This is a genomic window from Burkholderia humptydooensis (assembly GCF_001513745.1).
GTDB lineage: Bacteria > Pseudomonadota > Gammaproteobacteria > Burkholderiales > Burkholderiaceae > Burkholderia > Burkholderia humptydooensis.
The window spans coordinates 3,600,737-3,619,676 of record NZ_CP013380.1 but is presented as its reverse complement, the minus strand read 5'-3'; the positions used below and the strand labels follow the sequence as shown (position 1 = coordinate 3,619,676).

Annotated in this window: 19 protein-coding genes; 8 read left to right on the top strand and 11 right to left on the bottom strand. The window is 66.2% G+C overall.

Annotated elements, in window-relative coordinates; genetic code table 11:
• The first annotated feature begins 87 nt into the window (after positions 1-87).
• From AQ610_RS16090 to purU, 5 genes are all read left to right on the top strand, one after another.
• A complete protein-coding gene (locus AQ610_RS16090) occupies positions 88-2,097 on the top strand; it encodes a monovalent cation:proton antiporter family protein (RefSeq protein WP_006024500.1) in 2,010 nt (669 codons plus the stop codon).
• 83 nt (positions 2,098-2,180) lie between these two features.
• Entirely contained in the window at positions 2,181-2,747 is a 567-nt protein-coding gene (locus AQ610_RS16085) for an adenine phosphoribosyltransferase (RefSeq protein WP_009911189.1), read from the top strand.
• 97 nt (positions 2,748-2,844) lie between these two features.
• A complete protein-coding gene (locus AQ610_RS16080) occupies positions 2,845-3,459 on the top strand; it encodes a LysE family translocator (protein ID WP_006024503.1) in 615 nt (204 codons plus the stop codon).
• 11 nt (positions 3,460-3,470) lie between these two features.
• Positions 3,471-4,322, top strand: coding sequence for an NUDIX hydrolase (locus AQ610_RS16075; RefSeq protein WP_006024504.1), 852 nt, complete (start codon positions 3,471-3,473; stop codon positions 4,320-4,322).
• A 54-nt stretch (positions 4,323-4,376) separates the two neighbouring features.
• On the top strand, positions 4,377-5,258 hold the full coding sequence (gene purU / locus AQ610_RS16070) for a formyltetrahydrofolate deformylase (protein ID WP_006024505.1): 882 nt from the start codon (positions 4,377-4,379) through the stop codon (positions 5,256-5,258).
• Between the two features lie 27 nt (positions 5,259-5,285).
• Here the strand turns inward: purU and AQ610_RS16065 are convergent, their stop codons facing one another.
• On the bottom strand, positions 5,286-6,371 hold the full coding sequence (locus tag AQ610_RS16065) for an AI-2E family transporter (protein ID WP_009911190.1): 1,086 nt from the start codon (positions 6,369-6,371) through the stop codon (positions 5,286-5,288).
• 177 nt (positions 6,372-6,548) lie between these two features.
• Positions 6,549-9,416, bottom strand: a complete 2,868-nt coding sequence (uvrA, locus tag AQ610_RS16060) for an excinuclease ABC subunit UvrA (RefSeq protein WP_006024508.1) — start codon at positions 9,414-9,416, stop codon at positions 6,549-6,551.
• Between the two features lie 213 nt (positions 9,417-9,629).
• Between uvrA and AQ610_RS16055 the strand changes: the two genes are divergently transcribed.
• Together AQ610_RS16055 and AQ610_RS16050 are read left to right on the top strand one after the other, a co-directional pair.
• Positions 9,630-10,817, top strand: coding sequence for an MFS transporter (locus AQ610_RS16055; RefSeq protein ID WP_043281995.1), 1,188 nt, complete (start codon positions 9,630-9,632; stop codon positions 10,815-10,817).
• Between the two features lie 113 nt (positions 10,818-10,930).
• Positions 10,931-11,473, top strand: coding sequence for a single-stranded DNA-binding protein (locus AQ610_RS16050; protein WP_043281997.1), 543 nt, complete (start codon positions 10,931-10,933; stop codon positions 11,471-11,473).
• Positions 11,474-11,737: 264 nt separating this feature from the next.
• Here the strand turns inward: AQ610_RS16050 and AQ610_RS16045 are convergent, their stop codons facing one another.
• From AQ610_RS16045 to AQ610_RS16010, 9 genes are all read right to left on the bottom strand, one after another.
• Positions 11,738-12,376 carry a hypothetical protein gene (locus tag AQ610_RS16045; protein WP_043281999.1) on the bottom strand — a complete coding sequence of 213 codons (639 nt, stop codon included), beginning with the start codon at positions 12,374-12,376 and terminating at the stop codon, positions 11,738-11,740.
• A gap of 225 nt (positions 12,377-12,601) precedes the next feature.
• Positions 12,602-13,330, bottom strand: coding sequence for a dienelactone hydrolase family protein (locus AQ610_RS16040; protein WP_006024512.1), 729 nt, complete (start codon positions 13,328-13,330; stop codon positions 12,602-12,604).
• Between the two features lie 403 nt (positions 13,331-13,733).
• Positions 13,734-13,985 (bottom strand): hypothetical protein, encoded by a 252-nt coding sequence (locus AQ610_RS16035; RefSeq protein ID WP_006024513.1) that lies wholly within the window; start codon positions 13,983-13,985, stop codon positions 13,734-13,736.
• 141 nt (positions 13,986-14,126) lie between these two features.
• On the bottom strand, positions 14,127-14,444 hold the full coding sequence (locus AQ610_RS16030; RefSeq protein ID WP_010676321.1) for a hypothetical protein: 318 nt from the start codon (positions 14,442-14,444) through the stop codon (positions 14,127-14,129).
• A 411-nt stretch (positions 14,445-14,855) separates the two neighbouring features.
• Entirely contained in the window at positions 14,856-15,203 is a 348-nt protein-coding gene (locus tag AQ610_RS16025; RefSeq protein WP_015601447.1) for a carboxymuconolactone decarboxylase family protein, read from the bottom strand.
• 716 nt (positions 15,204-15,919) lie between these two features.
• Entirely contained in the window at positions 15,920-16,261 is a 342-nt protein-coding gene (locus AQ610_RS16020; protein ID WP_006024517.1) for a hypothetical protein, read from the bottom strand.
• Between the two features lie 58 nt (positions 16,262-16,319).
• The gene (locus AQ610_RS16015) at positions 16,320-16,697 is read right to left on the bottom strand and encodes a hypothetical protein (RefSeq protein WP_006024518.1); all 378 of its coding nucleotides are present in this window, start codon (positions 16,695-16,697) and stop codon (positions 16,320-16,322) included.
• Between the two features lie 422 nt (positions 16,698-17,119).
• A complete protein-coding gene (locus AQ610_RS38165) occupies positions 17,120-17,299 on the bottom strand; it encodes a hypothetical protein (protein ID WP_075645041.1) in 180 nt (59 codons plus the stop codon).
• A gap of 18 nt (positions 17,300-17,317) precedes the next feature.
• Positions 17,318-17,671 carry a hypothetical protein gene (locus AQ610_RS16010; protein WP_006024519.1) on the bottom strand — a complete coding sequence of 118 codons (354 nt, stop codon included), beginning with the start codon at positions 17,669-17,671 and terminating at the stop codon, positions 17,318-17,320.
• 269 nt (positions 17,672-17,940) lie between these two features.
• Here AQ610_RS16010 and AQ610_RS16005 point away from each other — a divergent pair, with 269 nt between their 5' ends.
• Positions 17,941-18,939 (top strand): FHA domain-containing protein, encoded by a 999-nt coding sequence (locus tag AQ610_RS16005; RefSeq protein ID WP_015600851.1) that lies wholly within the window; start codon positions 17,941-17,943, stop codon positions 18,937-18,939.
• The last annotated feature ends 1 nt before the right edge of the window (position 18,940 follow it).

Genomic DNA, 18,940 nt, shown 5'->3' with positions numbered 1-18,940 from the left:
CCCCTTGCGCCCACCTTTTCGAGTAGTCTCCCGGCCCAACCCGGCGTCCGTTTCGCGGCGCCGTCGACGAACGAGGACGCTTTGCCCGTGATTTCCCCGCTCGAAATGACGCTTCTGCTGCTGCTTGCCTCGGTGGCGGGCGTCGTCGTGTTCCGTTCGCTGAACCTGCCGCCGATGCTCGGCTATCTGACGGTCGGCATCGTGGTCGGCCCGCATGCGCTCGGCTTCGCGGCCGACCTCGAGCGCGCCGAGCATCTCGCCGAGTTCGGCGTCGTGTTCCTGATGTTCTCGATCGGCCTCGAGTTCTCCCTGTCGAAGCTGCGCGCGATGCGCCGGCTCGTATTCGGGCTCGGGCTCGCGCAGGTGCTCGGCACGATCGCGATCGCGCTCGCGCTGGGCGCGCTCTTCGAGCGCTGGATGCATATCACGTGGGAAGGCAGCGTCGCGCTCGGCGGCGCGCTCGCGATGTCGTCGACGGCGATCGTCTCGAAGATGCTCGCCGAGCGGCTCGAGATCGAGACCGAGCACGGCCGCAACATCTTCGGCGTGCTGCTGTTCCAGGATCTCGCCGTCGTGCCGCTGCTCATCGTGATCGCCGCGTTCGGCGGCGAATCGTCCAGGGATCTCGCGATGTCGCTCGGGCTCGCGGCCGTGAAGATCGTCGTCGCGCTCGCGCTGTTGCTGATCGTCGGCCAGCGCTTCATGACGCGGTGGCTGAACGTCGTCGCGCGGCGGCGCTCGCAGGAGCTGTTCGTGCTGAACCTGCTGCTCGTCACGCTCGGCGCCGCGTTCATCACCGACCGCTTCGGCCTGTCGCTCGCGCTCGGCGCGTTCATCGCGGGGATGCTGATCTCCGAGACGCCCTACCGGCATCAGGTGGAGGAGGACATCAAGCCGTTCCGCGACGTGCTGCTCGGCCTGTTCTTCGTGACGACCGGCATGCTGCTCGATCCGAGCGTGATCTGGCGGCATCCGTTTCTCGTGCTCGCGTTCTTCGCCGGCCAGGTGCTGCTCAAGAGCGTGATGATCACGGCGCTCGCGCGCGCGTTCGGCGCGACGCCCGGCGTCGCGATGCGCACGGGGCTCGGGCTCGCGCAGGCGGGCGAATTCGGCTTCGTGCTGCTGAACCTGATTCTCGACCGGCATCTCGTCGACGCGACGCTGTTGCAGTCGATCCTCGCGTCGATGCTGCTGTCGATGCTCGCCGCGCCGTTCCTGATCCAGAACGCGGACCGGATCGTGATGCGGCTGTCCGCCGCCGAATGGATGCAGCAATCGCTGCAGATGACGCGGATCGCGACGCAGAGCATCAAGCAGAAGGGCCATGTGATCGTCTGCGGCTACGGCCGCGCCGGGCAGAATCTCGCGCGGATGCTCGAGCAGGAGGGGATCGCGTACGTCGCGCTCGACCTCGATCCGGACCGCGTGACGGCGGCGGCCGCGGCGGGCGAATCGGTCGTGTTCGGCGACGCCGCGCGCCGCGAGTCGCTGCTCGCGGCGGGCATCCATCGCGCGGCGGCCGTGGCCGTCACGTATGCGAACACGCCGTCCGCGCTGCGCGTGCTGCACAACGTGCACGAGCTCGAGCCGACGTTGCCCGCGATCGTGCGCACGGTCGACGACGCCGATCTCGAGAGGCTGCTCGCCGCGGGCGCGACCGAGGTGATTCCGGAGATCGTCGAAGGCAGCCTGATGCTCGCGTCGCACACGCTCGTGCTGATGGGCGTGCCGATGCGGCGCGTCGTGCGGCGCGTCGAGGAGATGCGCGACGCGCGCTACAGCCTGCTGCGCGGCTACTTCCGCGGCGCCGACGACGCGGACGACGACGACCACGAGCAGGTGCGGCTACAATCGGTGCCCGTCGACGCGCGTTCGGACGCGGTCGGCCGCTCGCTCGCCGAGCTGGGGCTTTTCGCGCTCGGCCTCGAGGTGACGGCGATCCGCCGGCACGGGATTCGCGGCGTCGAACCCGACCCCGAGACGAAGCTGCGCGCGAGCGACATCGTCGTGCTGCGCGGGCTGCCCGAGGCGCTCGCGGAGGCCGAGGAGCGGCTGTCGCGCCATCGGCGCGAAGGCGGATCGACCGTGGTGGCGTGACGCCGCGCGGCCGCTGATTGTTGAGTTGTCGAGCGATCGACGAACGGCGCGAGATTCCGGCGCCGTTTTTTTCGGAGAGTTCCATGATGTCCACGTCGTCGGACGCGCAGCTCGATCCCGTCGAGTTCATTCACAGCCGCATCCGCACGGTGCCGAACTGGCCGCAGCCGGGCGTGATGTTCCGCGACATCACGCCGCTCTTGCAAAGCGCGAAGGCGCTGCGCGTGCTCGTCGATCTGTTTGTCGAGCGCTATGTCGACGCGAAGCTCGACTACGTCGCGGGCCTCGACGCGCGCGGCTTCATCATTGCGCCGATCGTCGCGTACGAGCTGTCCGTCGGCTTCGTGCCGATCCGCAAGGTCGGCAAGCTGCCGTACCGGACGCAGCGCGAATCGTACGCGCTCGAATACGGCGCCGCGACCGTCGAGATCCATGAAGACGCGTGCCAGCCGGGCGACCGTGTCGTGATCGTCGACGACCTGATCGCGACGGGCGGCACGATGATGGCGGGCAAGAACCTGCTCGAGCGGCTCGGCGCCGTGGTCGTCGAGGGCGCGGCGATCGTCGACCTGCCGGATCTCGGCGGCTCGGCGCTGCTGCGCGGGGCCGGCCTGTCGCTCTACACGGTCACCGGATTCGCCGGACATTGAGCGCGGCGCGCCACCGCGCGCCGGATGCCCGGCCGCGGTTCCATCCCGCGCTCGCCCGAACGCGGCCCACTCATCCACCGATTCAAGCGAGCTCACGATGCCGAACTTCATGCTGTTCCTCGCGACGTCGATCGCGATCACCGTCGCGCCCGGCCCCGACAACCTGCAGGTGCTCGCGCGCGGCATCTCGCAGGGCCGCGCGGCCGGCATCGTCGCGGCGCTCGGCTTCGCGTCGGGCGTGCTGTTCCATACGACGCTCGCCGCGTTCGGCGTCGCCGCGCTGCTGCGCTCGTCGCCCGTCGCGTTTCACCTGCTCAAGCTCGCGGGCGGCGCGTATCTGATCTGGATCGGCCTCAAGGCGCTGCGCAGCAAGGGCCTCGCGACCGCGCACGAGCGCGCGCCGCAACCGCTGTCGACGATCTTCCGCCAGAGCGTGATCGGCAATCTGCTCAATCCGAAGGTGACGCTGTTCTTCGTCGTGTTCCTGCCGCAGTTCGTCGATCCGCGCGGCGCGCAGCCCGTCGCGCTGCAGATGCTGGAGCTGGGCGCGCTCTTCATGGCGCAGACGGCCGTCGTGTTCTCGGTGTTCGGCGTCGGCGCGGGCGCGATCGGCGTGTGGCTCAAGCGCCGGCCGCGGGTTGGCGTGTGGCTCGACCGGCTCGCGGGCGCGACGTTCGTCGCGCTCGGCCTGCGCGTCGCGCTGAAGGACTGAGGAGCGGCGCGATGACGTTTCCGTGCATTGCCGCCGCGCGCCGCTTCGATCCTGCCGCGCACGTGCCGTTCTGGATCGCGGGCCGGCAGGTGGGCTGGCTGCGCCGCGGCGACGTCGCGCGCCTCGCGCGCTGGCCCGACGTGTTCGAGTTTCCGGCGGGGCGCGTCGAGCTCGCCGCGCGCTACGACAGCGTCGACGCGCGCAGCATGGCGCTCGCGAGCCCGATCGGCGCGCTCGCGGCCGAAGGCGCGATCGTCGGCTGGCGCGACGAGATCTACGCGATCCGCAACCGCTTCGACGATCCGCCGCTCGCTTACATCGAGCGGGCCGCGTCGCGCTTCTTCGGTACGATGACGTACGCGGTGCATCTGAACGGCGTCGTAGAATATGCGCCTTCGGCGCCGCTTGCGATGTGGCTTGGCCGCCGCAGCGCGACGAAGGCGACCGATCCGGGCATGCTCGACAACGTCGTGGCGGGCGGCATCGGCTGGGGGCTCGGCATCGAGGACACGATCGCGAAGGAATGCTGGGAAGAAGCGGGCATTCCGGCCGAGCTCGCCGCGCGCGCGATTCCCGGCCGCGTCGCGTACGTGCTGTGCTCGCTGCCGGAAGGCACGCAGGCCGAGCAGATCTTTGTCTACGACCTGCCGCTGCCGCGCGATTTCGCGCCCCGCAATCAGGACGGCGAAGTCGCCGAGCACCTGCTCGCCGGCGTGGGCGAGATCGTCGCGTGGCTGCGCGCGGGCGAAGCCACCGTCGACGCGAGTCTCGCGATGCTCGACAGCCTGTTGCGCCACCGCGCGCTTTCGCCCGACGACGCGCACGGAATCGACGCGCTGTTCGCGCCGCCGCCGCCCGGCTGAGCGCGGCGCGCGCGCATCGCATTGTTCAGAAGATTTGAGAAGGGAGTAGCGGTCATGTCGACCGATCACAGCTTTATCCTGAAACTGTCGTGCCCGGACCGGCGCGGCATCGTTCACGCGGTCTCGGGCTTTTTGCTCGAACGCGGCAGCAACATCCTCGATTCGGCGCAGTTCGGCGATAGCCGCACTGGCGAATTCTTCATGCGCGTGCATGCGGGGCAGGCGGGCGGCGCGGATGCCGCGGCGGCGCTCGATGGCCTGCGCGCCGAGTTCGCGCCGCTCGCCGAGCAGTTCGCGATGCGCTGGGAGCTGCACGACGCATCGGTGAAGCCGCGCGTCGTGATCCTCGTGTCGAAGATCGGCCATTGCCTGAACGACCTGCTGTTCCGCTACCGCACGGGCCAGTTGCCGATCGAGATTCCGGCGATCGTGTCGAATCACAAGGACTTCTACCAGCTCGCCGCGAGCTACGACATCCCGTTCCATCACTTCCCGCTCGCCGCGGGCGCGTCGGCCGACGCGAAGGCCGCGCAGGAGGCGCGCGTGCTCGAGGTGATCGACGAGCACGCCGCCGATCTCGTCGTGCTCGCGCGCTACATGCAGATCCTGTCGCCGAACATGTGCGAGCGGCTCGCGGGGCGCGCGATCAACATCCATCACTCGTTCCTGCCGAGCTTCAAGGGCGCGAAGCCGTACTACCAGGCGTTCGATCGCGGCGTGAAGCTGATCGGCGCGACCGCGCACTACGTGACGACCGATCTCGACGAAGGCCCGATCATCGAGCAGGAAGTCGAGCGCGTCGATCACAGCATGACGCCGGACGAACTGACGGCAGTCGGCCGCGACGTCGAGTGCGTGACGCTCGCGCGCGCGGTCAAGTGGCACGTCGAGCACCGAATCGTGCTGAACGGCACGAAGACGGTGGTGTTTCGCTGAGCGAGGCCGCGCGGCGCGCGCCGCGCCTCAGATGAGCCGCAGGTAGATCAGCTCGCGCTTCACGTATGCGTAGAAAATCGGCGCGGCGATCACGCCGGGCACGCCGAACGCGGCCTCCATCACGAGCATCGCGAGCAGCAGCTCCCACGCGCGCGATTCGATCTGGCCGCCGATGATCTTCGCGTTCAGGAAGTATTCGAGCTTGTGGATCACGATGAGGAACACGAGCGACGCGATCGCGGTGCCCATGCTGACCGACAGCGACACCGCGACGATCAGCGTGTTCGAGATCAGATTGCCGACGACGGGCAACAGGCCCGCGATGAACGTGACGAGCACGAGCGTCTTCGACAGCGGCAGCCGCTGATGGAAGAGCGGCAGCGCGACGAGCAGGTAGAGCGCGGTGAAGAACGCGTTGAGCGCCGAGATCTTGATCTGCGCGAACACGATCCGGCGGAACGCGTCGGAGAAGCGCGAGATCCGCGTGACGAGCGCGGTCGACAGCGGCTGGCGCAGCTTGTGGCGATCGACGCCGATCGCGATCATCGCGCCGATGATCATCCCGAACAGCACGTGCCCGAAGCCGCGCGCGACGCTCTTGCCGCCTTGCTGCAACTGATCCATGTGCTTGCTCATCAGGCCCGTCGCCTTCGCGCGCATCTGCTCGGCGTCGACGGGCAGCAGGTTCGATATCCACTCGGGCGTGCGGGTGCGCGCCTGGTCGACGATCTGCATCACCTGGCCGAGCAGGTTCTGCGCGTTCGGCACCGCGTGCTCGAAGTGCTCGATGACCGCGATCGTGAGGCCCGCGAGGCCGCCGACGATCGCGGCGGACAGCAGCACGACCGCGAGCCAGCGCGCGCGCTGGCTCGACATGTGGCGCTCGATCGCGGGCGCGATCATGTGGACGAGCTGATAGACGAGGAGGCCGGCGAGGAGGCCGCCGAGCAGCTTCAGGTGCAGGACGAGCCACAGGCCGAGGAGGGCGAGGAGGTAGCTGCCGATCTCGATTGCCGAAAGCTTCGGCAGGCTGAAATCGCTCGTCAGCCGGACGCTGCGCAAGTGCGGTTCCCGCGTTTGCGGCTCGCGCGTCGGCTCAGATTGCTTCTCCATGACTATCCCTGTATTCGGAGGCTACTCGGCGCGCTTGTGGCCGCAAGCGGGCGTAACCTTGTATCGCCGCGAGTATAGCAACGATTATCGACCTGAATATTAGGATCTTGTAAGGAGGAATTTGGCGTCGCGCGCCCGGAGCGGCCGCCGGCGTTCGCCCGGACGGCCGCATCCCGCTTACTTCTGGCGCTTGAGGAGCGGCGCGAGGTACTTGCCCGTGAAGCTCGCCTTCGTTTTCGCGACCTGCTCGGGCGTGCCCTGCGCGATGATCCGGCCGCCGCCCGCGCCGCCTTCCGGCCCGAGGTCGATCACCCAGTCGGCCGTCTTGATCACGTCGAGGTTGTGCTCGATGATCACGACCGTGTTGCCCTGGTCGCGCAGCCGGTGGATCACCTCGAGCAGGAGCGCGATGTCGTGGAAGTGCAGGCCGGTCGTCGGCTCGTCGAGAATGTAGAGCGTGCGGCCCGTGTCGCGCTTGGAGAGCTCCAGCGACAGCTTCACGCGCTGCGCCTCGCCGCCCGACAGAGTCGTCGCCGACTGGCCGAGCCGGATGTAGCCGAGGCCGACGTCGAGCAGCGTCTTCAGCTTGCGCGCGACGACGGGCACCGCGTTGAAGAACTCGTGCGCGTGCTCGACCGTCATGTCGAGCACTTCGCTGATGTTCTTGCCCTTGTACTGCACTTCGAGCGTCTCGCGGTTGTAGCGCTTGCCGTGGCACACGTCGCACGGCACGTAGACGTCCGGCAGGAAGTGCATCTCGACCTTCAGCACGCCGTCGCCCTGGCACGACTCGCAGCGGCCGCCCTTCACGTTGAACGAGAAGCGGCCCGGATCGTAGCCGCGCTCCTTCGACGCGGGCACGCCCGCGAACAGCTCGCGGATCGGCGTGAACAGGCCCGTGTAGGTGGCCGGGTTCGAGCGCGGCGTGCGGCCGATCGGCGATTGATCGACGTTGATCACCTTGTCGAAGTGCTCGAGGCCCTCGACCGACTCGTGCGGCGCGGGTTCCGTCGCCGAGCCGTACAGGTGGCGCGCGACCGCGTTGTACAGCGTGTCGTTGATGAGCGTCGACTTGCCGGAGCCCGACACGCCGGTGATGCAGGTCAACAGGCCGACCGGCAGATCGAGATCGACGTTCTTCAGGTTGTTGCCGTGCGCGTCGGTGATGCGCAGCATCCGCTGCGCATCGGGCGCGATCCGCTCGTCCGGATATTCGATCGTGCGCTTGCCGACGAGATACTGGCCCGTGAGCGAATCGCCGTTCGCCTGGACCTGCTTCGGCGTGCCTTCGGCGACGACCTTGCCGCCGTGCTCGCCCGCGCCGGGGCCCATGTCGACGACGTAGTCGGCCGTGCGGATCATGTCCTCGTCGTGCTCGACGACGATCACCGAGTTGCCGAGGTCGCGCAGGTGCTTGAGCGTCGCGATCAGGCGATCGTTGTCGCGCTGGTGCAGGCCGATCGACGGCTCGTCGAGCACGTACATCACGCCCGTCAGGCCCGAGCCGATCTGCGACGCGAGCCGGATGCGCTGCGCCTCGCCGCCCGACAGCGTCTCGGCGCTGCGCTCGAGCGACAGGTAATCGAGGCCGACGTTGTTCAGGAACGTGAGCCGCGCGACGATTTCCTTGATCACCTTGTCGGCGATCTCGCGCTTCGCGCCGTCGAGCGTCAAGCCGTCGAAGTAGCCGAGCGCGTCGCGCAGCGGCCAACTGCTCACTTCGTAGATCGCGCGCGCGTAGTCGCCCTGGCCGACGCGCACGAAGCGCGCCTCGCGGCGCAGGCGCGTGCCGTCGCACGACGGGCACGGCTGGTTGTTCTGGTACTTCGCGAGCTCCTCGCGCACGGCGGCCGAATCGGTCTCGCGGTAGCGGCGCTCGAGGTTCGGGATGATCCCCTCGAACACGTGCTCGCGGATCGTCGTGCGGCCGCGCTCGTTGATGTACGAGAACGGGATCGTCTGCTTGCCGGAGCCGTACAGCAGGATCTTCCTGATCTTCTCGGGCAGGTCCTCGAACGCGGTGTCGATGTCGAAATCGTAGAACGCCGCGAGGCTTTGCAGCATCTGGAAGTAGAACTGGTTGCGGCGGTCCCAGCCCTTCACCGCGCCCGCGGCGAGCGACAGCGACGGATGCGCGACGACCCGCTTCGGATCGAAGAACGTGATCTGGCCGAGGCCGTCGCATTCCGGGCACGCGCCCATCGGGTTGTTGAACGAGAAGAGGCGCGGCTCGAGCTCCTGCAGCGAGTACGAGCACACCGGGCACGCGAACTTCGAGCTGAACAGGTGCTCGTGGTCCGTATCCATCTCGAGCGCGATCGCGCGGCCGTCGGCGAGCCGCAGCGCGGTCTCGAACGATTCGGCGAGCCGCTGTTTCATGTCCGGGCGCACCTTCAGGCGATCGACGACGACGTCGATCGTGTGCTTGTCGTTCTTCTTGAGCTTCGGCAGCGAATCGACTTCGTAGATCTTCGCGACGCCTTCGTTCGCCGCGCCGCCGCCCGAGCGCACGCGAAAGCGCACGAAGCCCTGCGCCTGCATCTCGTCGAACAGCTCCGCGTGCTCGCCCTTGCGGTTCGCGACGACGGGCGCGAGGATCATCAGCCTGGTTTCCTCGGGCAGCGCGAGCGCCGCGTCGACCATCTGCGACACGCTTTGCGCCTCGAGCGGAATTTCGTGGTCCGGACAGTACGGCGTACCGACGCGTGCGTACAAAAGCCGCAGGTAGTCGTGGATTTCGGTGACGGTGCCGACCGTCGAGCGCGGATTGTGCGACGTCGCCTTCTGCTCGATCGAGATCGCGGGCGACAGGCCCTCGATCAGGTCGACGTCGGGCTTCTCCATCAACTGCAGGAACTGGCGCGCGTACGCCGACAGGCTTTCGACGTAGCGCCGCTGCCCTTCGGCGTACAGCGTGTCGAACGCGAGCGACGATTTGCCCGAGCCGGAGAGGCCGGTGATCACGATCAGCTTGTGCCGCGGAAGGTCGAGATTGACGTTCTTCAGGTTGTGGGTGCGCGCCCCACGGATACGAATTTGTTCCATGAACCCGGCGGAAGACGAGAGAACCAAACCTGCTACTATAACGACTTTTCGAGTCCGTCGTTTCAGGCTCCCAACCAATTCCCGCGCCCTCCGGCAGCGGGCTTTCGCGACGCCCGGGCCGCAGCGGGGCGGCGCGCGGCGGCAGGCGGCCGGCCCCGGATCTTCCGCCGTCCGGCAGCGGGCGGACCACCGATTCAATCGAACACACGCCCGATGTCCAATCCGTCCGCTACCTCCACTCGCATGAGCGCGCCCGAGTTGCGCGCGACCACGTCGCTCGCGGCGATCTTCGCGCTGCGCATGCTCGGTCTCTTCATGATCATGCCGGTGTTCTCCGTCTACGCGAAGACGATTCCCGGCGGCGAGAACGTCGTGCTCGTCGGCGTCGCGCTCGGCGCTTACGGCGTCACGCAATCGCTCCTTTACATCTTTTACGGCTGGGCGTCGGACAAGTTCGGGCGCAAGCCGGTGATCGCGGCGGGCCTTTTGATCTTCGCGCTCGGCAGCTTCGTCGCGGCGTTCGCGCACGACATCACGTGGATCATCGTCGGCCGGGTCATTCAAGGAATGGGAGCGGTATCGTCGGCGGTGCTCGCGTTCATCGCCGATCTGACGTCCGAGCACAACCGGACCAAGGCGATGGCGATGGTGGGCGGCTCGATCGGCATGTCGTTCGCGGTCGCGATCGTCGGCGCGCCGATCGTGTTCCACTGGGTCGGGATGAGCGGGCTCTTCGCGATCGTCGGCGCGCTGTCGGTTGTCGCGATCGGCGTCGTGCTGTGGGTCGTGCCGGATGCGCCGCGGCCCGTGCACGTGCCCGCGCCGTTCGCCGAGGTGCTGCGCAACGTCGAGCTGCTGCGCCTGAACTTCGGCGTGCTCGTGCTGCACGCGACGCAGACCGCGCTCTTCCTCGTCGTGCCGCGCCTGCTCGTCGACGGCGGGCTGCCCGTCGCGTCGCACTGGCAGGTCTATCTGCCGGTGATGGGGCTCGCGTTCGTGATGATGGTGCCGGCCATCATCGTCGCGGAAAAACAGGGCAAGATGAAGCCCGTGCTATTGGGCGGAATTGCGGCTATCCTGATCGGTCAACTGTTGCTCGGCGTGGCAACGCATACGATATTGATTGTCGCGGCAATCCTGTTCGTCTACTTCCTGGGCTTCAACATTCTGGAGGCGTCGCAGCCGTCGCTCGTGTCGAAGCTCGCGCCCGGTTCGCGCAAGGGCGCGGCCACGGGCGTCTACAACACGACGCAGTCGATCGGGCTTGCGCTCGGCGGCGTCGTGGGCGGCGTGCTGCTGAAGCACGGCGGCGCGAACGCGGTGTTTTTCGCGTGTTCGGCGCTGGTAGCCGTGTGGCTTATAATCGCGGCCGGCATGAAACAGCCGCCGCGCAAAGCCTGACACGCGAACGCCCTTCGAAGCGCGCGGCGTGCTCCGGTCCGGCACACGCCGGGCCGATGAAGCCGTGAACGGTTTTGCCGCGCTGTTTGGCATCGAATCAACTGGAGAAACACATGGCATCCGTCAACAAGGTCATTCTCGTCGGCAACCTCGGCGCCGATCCCGAAGTGCGTTATCTGCCAAGCGGCGACGCGGTGGCGAATATCCGCCTTGCGACGACCGACCGCTACAAGGACAAGGCGTCCGGCGAATTCAAGGAAATGACCGAATGGCACCGCGTCGCGTTCTTCGGACGCCTCGCGGAGATCGTCAGCGAGTATCTGAAGAAGGGCTCGTCGGTGTACATCGAAGGCCGGATCCGCACGCGCAAGTGGCAAGGCCAGGACGGCCAGGACCGCTACTCGACCGAAATCGTCGCCGACCAGATGCAGATGCTCGGCGGCCGCGGCGGCTCGGGCGGCGGCGGCGGTGACGATGGCTACGGCGGGGGTTACGGCGGCGGCCGCGACACGGAGCGCGGCGGCGGTGGCCGCGCGTCGGGCGGCGGCGGCACGGGTGCGCGCAGCGGCGGTGGCGGTGGTGGCGGCGGCGCGAGCCGGCCGAGCGCGCCGGCGGGCGGCGGGTTCGACGAGATGGATGACGATATTCCGTTTTGAGGTCTCGTTAACCAAACGCTGTAAAGCTCAACCCTGCCTTTTGGCGGGGTTTTTCTTTTTGTATTTCAGTTTCAGGGCGTCGTTCGACCCGCAACCTCGACCGGCGGGCCGCTCAGGGCGGGCATTGTCGCGAAGAAATCGTCAACATCGCCTGCGCTGAATCGCGAGGGCTCGGCTGATGAAGATCGTGGAACCCGTCACGGATTGGCGCGGCATCGGTTGCCCTGTGGCACGCGGGATGGACAACCGGCAATGCGCTTCCGATCACCCGCGGGTTTTCGCCGTTGCTCTCGGCAGCGAGCGGCGCCGCGCGATTATCAGCATGCAGATGCTGACCGACGCCACGATGTTGACGACCGGATAAAACGCGACCGCGACAGTCCACTTTTCCAGGGCCATCACCGCCAGCGCATATTTGACGACACACAATGCGAAATAGGTGAGGCTTTCGCTCCACGGGGCCCGGGTAGTCTTGCGGATCGTCGGGCCGAGGCCGGCAAGCTCGATGAGCGTCACGAGGCAGATCGAAACCGTCGGGTCTTTGGCCAATACCCAAATCGGAATAGCCGAGCAGGCGGCGGCAAGAAAAAACCAATCCGATTGCGTCCAGTTTTTGTCGCCGCGAAAAATGCTGGCCACGAGGGTAAGAAAACATGTGGCGGCGATTGCCGCCGTACACCACGCGGACGGGCCGGCGCCCGCAACGAATTGCCCGGCGGCGGCAATCGCCGTTACGATCGACCAGATCAGCCACGTGAAAAGATGGGGGCGAATTTCACGCCTGTATATCGCGAGCCCATACGGAATGGCCGCTAGAAGAGAGACGGCTGAACCGGCGACTCCAAATATCGAAACGGCATTCTGATCGACGCTCAAGTGAATAACCTCGTTCGCTCGAAACATATTGGAGCCGACGCCGAAGTATTCATATCATGCGGCCGCGGTCGCCCGTCTCGCGGTGATCGGCCTGCCGAAGAGCATCACGCTTGGGCTTGGGCGGGATACGGACGGGACGGGCTTGCGGGACGCCCGACCACGGATGGAGCGGGTCCCCGCGCGCCACGTCGTTCCGGTCCGCGTTGTTCGAATGGGCGACACGAACTCGGCAGCGCCTCAAAGCCCCGGAATTCACGCCTTGCCGATGGCGGCCGCGCCGAACACTTCGTCGAAAAGCGCGAGCATCATCGTCCACGCCCGCTTGTCTGCGGCGGGACTGTAGCCGTAGCCGGGTTTGTTCCACCGGTCCGCGTCCGGATTCGTGTAAGCGTGCCCGATTCCGCCGAAGAGATGAAGCTGCCAGTCCACCCGCTTTCCCTGCATTTCCGCGGCGAACGCGGTCCGATCCTCCGCCGGCACATCGGGGTCCTGGTCGCCGATCATCATCAGGACCTTGGCGTGGAGCGGCTGATCCTGGCTGCCTGCCGGACGCATCAAACCAGGATGGAAGCCGACCGCGCATCGAATCGGGGCCCCGCCACGCGCGAGTTCGAGAGCGCTGATGCCGCCCTGGCAAAAGCCGATTGCCGCGACCCTCTCCCGATCCACTCCGGGCTGTTCCATCAGGACCCCGAGCGCAGCGTTTGCGCGGGCGTACATGAGTCCCGGCGCGGACATCAATGCGATATGCCGTCTGATCGCCTCCGGCATCGAAAATCCCTCGGCGCCATACATATCGAGGGCGAACGCGGCATAGCCGAGTTCGGCCAGGCGTCTCGTTCTTGCCCGTACATGGTCGTTGATTCCGAAAGCCTCGTGTGCGATCAAAATGGCGGGCTTCTTCGTGTTTGGCGCGCCGTCGGCGAAGTACCCCGTCAGCTTGATCCCTTCACATTCGTAGGCTATCGAGCGTATTTCCATTGTCGGAATTCCTTGCGCGGTAGTAAGGGGGCCTCGCTCGTCCGAGCGGTCTCCCGGGATTTCATGAGTGGAGCGTCGTGGGCGATCATGCTGCCGATTGGATCGCGGGCGGCGTCGCGAAGTATGCCTCACCCGGTGTCCGATCCGCCTGCCCGAATGAGGTCGTTCGCATCCAGCGCTCATGTCGTGCGCGCCGCCAGCGAGCATCCGCCGCGGCTCGCGGGACCGATGGGCGTGCTGGTGTTCCGGCGGGATGGCCGGTGACGTCGCGGGAGCGTTCGGCCGAGCGGACGGGTAATGGTCGATGGTCGGGCCGGTTGGCCGGCGGCCCGAAGCGGTGGCGGCGAGCCGATCGATGCGGGAAGGGGCCGCCGTCGCGCGACGGCGACGCCCGTTCGCCCCTTCAGTCGAACGCGCCCGCTTCGAGATCCTGCTTGAAGTGCCGAAGCCAATCGCTCGCGTCGCCGAGCGGATATTCCTTCGTCACGTGCGTTGAGCGCCGGGTGATCGTGACGAAGCCCATTTGCCCAATGTTCTCGTCGCTCTTCGGGTCTGTCGTGTCCGTTTCGCGAAGCGCGAAGTCGTTGCCCGACAGGCCGCGGCTGTGCAGCGCCGCGAGATAGGCGTGGTGCTCGCTCGTTTCGATCAGTCGCATGGTCTTCCTCCCGTGCGTTCGACGCTCTCCGTTCGATGGGTGCGCGCCGGCAGCGGCCGACGATCGATGTTCGCCGACTCGCATGGCGGCGCGCCGTGCGTCATGTCGTGGCCCGATGACTTCGCGAAGCGGAAAAAGCCGTTATCGACGCAAGCCCTTCATGCTTTCCGCTTCCATTGCCGCTCGCCATTCCTCGCGCGCCTCGATGGGGTCCATCTCGTCATCCACCGACGACATCGCGCGTTCGGCAACGGCCCGCGTCTCGTCCGACAGGAAATCGGATTCGTTGGAGTCGTCCTCCGGCGGCAGCATCATGTCGCGAATCATCGCTTCCAATTCCGGCGTATCCCACGGTTGACCGCGCTGCGCGCGAACCTTGATGTAATGCATTACTTCAGCGTTCTGCTCGGGCGTCAACGGCAAGCCGCGGAAGGTGCTTTCAGGGTCGGGAGGAATCATGGTGTGTTCTCCGGCGTAAGCAACCTTAGTTTAGCGCTGTGGGGCGGTCCGGGGGATAGGGGAGCTTGATGATTGTCGGAGGTGGGTATCGGAAATCGTGGCCGCTGTTGGCTTCTTCTCGTGTTCTTTCTTGGCGGAGCAGCCGATGGGTTTTGTGGAGGCCGTGTTTAGTGTGAATGCAAGACTGTGACCGATCCAAAGCAGCCATTCGCTGTCCACTCGATCCAATGCGGAGACGTCGCTCGCACGGCGTCGATGCCGAGTCGAGACGCGCAGGTTGGCGTGCGTATTGTCGGGCGGCAATTGCCGGCTCCCGATCGTTCCGCGCTCATTGTCGAATGGACGATCCGCGCGGATACGGACGACGTAGCCGAAGCATATTCGGGCGGCCGCTCTCGCCGATTGCCGCCATCAAGCCGCAAATTCCTCGAACGCCGTCAGCGCATGCGCCGCATACATCATCGATGGCCCGCCGCCCATATAAACCGCCGTCGCGAGCAGATCCTCGAATTCCTCGCGCGTCGTGCCGAGCTTCACGAGCGTCTGCACGTGAAACCCGATGCAATCGTCGCAGCGCGACGCGATCGCGATGCCGAGCGCGACGAGTTCGCGCGTTTTCTTCCCGAGCGCGCCTTCTTTCGTTCCCGCCGCCGCGAGCGCGCCGAACGCCGACATCAGACCCGGTTGCGTCTTGCGCAGCGCGCGCATTTGCGTCGCGACTTCGCCGGTCAATTCCCGATAGCTTCGTGGCAGAGCCATGATGTTTCTCCGGTCGCACGTGATGAGCGAGGCGATGCCGATAGCTCGCATCCGCGAATCCGGTTCTATTCCGGCTCGAATCCATCTCGAATCCGGCTCGATGCGCAATCGCGCGGGGCGACCGAAACCGCGGACCTCATTCGTCCGGGTTCGAGCGCTCGCATCGATGCGGATATTTCGTCTGATCTATCCGGCGAGACTGCGCAAACCCGCGCAAGATCGGATCGCATCACCGGATCGCACTCGACATCGAGCATAAGAAAGCTCGCCCGCGACGATTTGATCTGCCGCAATCAGTCGCGTGCATTCGATCGGCATCCGAACGGATCGGGTCGCTCGCCATTCGGCGGCCCAAGCGGCGAAGCGAAACCAGGAGCGCACGCCGTCATCCATGAGCCGCAGCGCATCGCGTCGCCGCCCGCCCCAAAACAGAACCCGGCGGCCCGACCGGACCACCGGGTTTCTCGTTTGCGCGCTTGTTGTTCTGTCGATCCCGTCGCATTCGATCGGGAATGCTTGCGTTATCGCGAAACGACTCCAAGGTGCTACCGAACGCATTTTTATTCCGGCCGGACGATACGCTGTCCGCCGGGCGCCGTTTCGAATCGACGGCGCACGATTTGCCGAAGCCGATGTCCGTCGCGCGCGCTCCGCTTGCCGCCGCCGCGGATCGCCGCGGCGGCCGGTTCGCAGTCAGCCGGCCCTCGTTCGACGGGTCACAGGCTGAGCGTGCCGCTCTTGCTCGTGCCTCCTATGATCGGCGCGCAGACGGTCAGCTTGTAGTCAAGCTTTCCACCCGGCACGTCGAGCGTCAGATCGACTTCGGCTTTCAACTTGCCGACCGAGCCCCCGCACTTGCCGCTCGGATGCGCGGCGTTCACCGTGCAGCCGCCGACCAACTGCCGCGAGATGTGCAGCTCGGCCGTCGCGGAAGGAGGCTCCGCACTGGTGCGGAACTCCACCGTGACCGGGCCGATCGTCACCGCTTGGCAAGACACGGCGAAAATGCTGCCGTCGAGCTGGTCGGCCCGAATGTGCGTGAGCAGCTCCTGGTTCATGTTTTGTTCCCTGTTGTCGTCGTCAGGAAATCGAAGCGCAAGGGCGGCGCTCGTCCACTCACTCGGCGTCGAGCGTCGCCTCGGCCGCCTGCACGGCTTCGTGGCGAAACAGCCCGACCTTGACGGGAATGATTCCGTTCGCACCGCGAATGAAGATCTCCTTGTGATACCGGCTTTCGAACGAGCAAGCCGGCGTCCGGTACTTCTTCACCGTCGGCGACGGGCGCCCCGCAATGCCCACGACCTCGAGCAGCACCCCGCCGATGAAACCGGGATCGTGCGCGAGATGGATGTTGCCCACGTGAAGCGGCGCCTCGCCTTCCGCGACAATGTGCAGGAATCCCGGCACGTGCGGGCTCAACGCCGTATACGTGGCCGTTGCGCTCGCGATCGAGACGAGGACCTGGCGTGGCTGGATGATGTCCGACGAACTCATGTTGGTCTCCGCGCGCTGCTGGGCGCAGCGTCATCAGTCGAAAGAAGCGTCGTTGGCGGCATGCGGCGGTGCCGGTGAAACGAACGGTATGGCGGCGGCGGGGCGAAATCCATTACAGGCGATTACGGGCGGTGTGCGGCGTGCGGCGGATCGCGGACGGCGGCTATTCTTTGGCGTCGAGCCAGGCGGCGCACGCCGCGGCTTCGGACCGATTCGAAATCGCTTTCGCTGTCTCGCGCCGTAACGCAGTCGGATATATCGACGCGCAACCTCCGCTTTGGATTGCCAAATTCATTGACTGTGACAGTCGACAATGAATTCGATTTGACCGGCGCATTCAGCCGTTTGGCATCGGGATCGAAACGCATTTAAATATGACGACGCACGACTTCCATTCTTATCTCGATATTCGAGCGCGGCATTCACGAGCTGCGAATGTAATCGGAAATCGATAAAAAAAAGACCCGGCGATCCATTTCCGGATGCCGGGCGCTTTCGTTCGCTTGTTGTTGTCTGACGATTTTCTGGTTTCGACGGAATTCGTCTTCAGTTGTCGTGCAAACGATTCGGAGTGCGGTGGGGCTGCGTCGGCCGGCTCCGATTCGGCCGGCGCGCCGCGTTCACGCGGCGTCGAGCGCCTGCAGGAACGCGTCGGCTTCTTCGTGCGGGATCTGCCTGACCTCGACGACCTCGGTCTTGTTGCTGCCGTGCACGACGATCGTCGGGTGGAATACGCCCTGGAACGTATGTCGCACCCTGTACGGCTGCGTGCCGCTCGACAGCGGTCCTGTCCAGCCCATCACGTCGATCTTCAGTCCGCCGACGAAGCGCGGATCGCGTACCAGTTGAATGCCAGTCGTGAAGCGCGGCGCGTTGCCGTCGACCTCGACGATGAGGGCGCCGGGTACGCGCAGGCCCAGCCACACGTAGGTGGCGGTCGCTTTTTCGAACGGCTCGGGTCCATAGAATCCCATGGCGGTCTCCAAACGCTAGATATCCGTAACATTTTCGGAATATTGAATCGTGACCGGCATACGGATGTACCGGTGAAACAAAAACTAGGCGAGACGATCGCCAAAATCCATTACACCCAATTACGTCTTGTCGGCGATGCGGCGCTTGCCTATGATTCAACAGAATCTGATATTCGACCGTCAATCATTCACATAAAACACGCACGACGTCCTTTGGAGGTGCCGCCGGACGTCGTGCATTTTTTACGCGGGTCGACGAAATGGCGCTATTGGAAAACGGTTTTTCCGGGGAAGCCGGTTTGCTGCGCGCACGCCACGTATTGGGTCGCGATCCGCAGCGCTGCGACACGGTCATCGCCGATCCGTATGTGTCGCGCATTCACGCGAGCATCTGCTGGACGGCGGGGCGGTGGGAACTGCACGATCACGGCCGCAACGGCACGTTCGTGTCCGGGCGATTCGTCGGCGAAGGCGAATGGGTGGTGCTGCGCGACGGCGATCTGATCCAGTTCGGCAGCGCCAGCTCGGTTCGCTGGCGCGCGCGCGAGCTGGGCGAGCCCGTCGACATGCTGTGGCCGCTGCGCTCGCCCGCGCAGCCGATCGCGCTCGATCGCGCGCAGGCGCTGCCGGGCGCCGCGCTCACCGTCAGCCGCTCCGCGCAGGGCGACTGGCTCTGCAACGACACGACACCCGCGCGCGTGCTGCACGACGGCGATGCGGTGATCTGCGGCGAATTCGCGTGGCAACTGGTGCTCGCGCATCGCAACGTGACGGCCGCGCTGCCGCGTGCGACGCAGATCGCGACGCTGCCGCAGCGCGTCGACTTCACGGTGAGCCGCGACGAGGAGCACGTGACGGCGACGCTGCACGCGCGCGGCGGCGCGGTCGATCTCGGCGCGCGCGCCCATCACTATTGCCTCGTGACGCTCGCCCGCGCGCGCTTCGCCGACGCGCAAGCGGGCTACGACGCGGCGTCGCAAGGCTGGATCGAGCTCGACGTGCTCGCGCGGATGCTCGGCCTCGACGAATCGCACGTCAACGTGCAGATTCACCGCGCCCGCACGCAGTTCCTGCCGCTCCTGTCTCCAGGCTCTCCCGAACTCGTCGAGCGCCGCCGGGGCAGCGTGCGTTTCGGCGCGCTCGCATTTCGCGTCGTGCGCGGCGACCGGCTCGAATGCCAGTCAGCCGAGGCCGACGCTTCAGCGCCGCTGCCCGATCCGCTCGTGCGTGGCGCGGTGGCGTTCGTCTCGCCCGCCGCGCTCGGCTGAG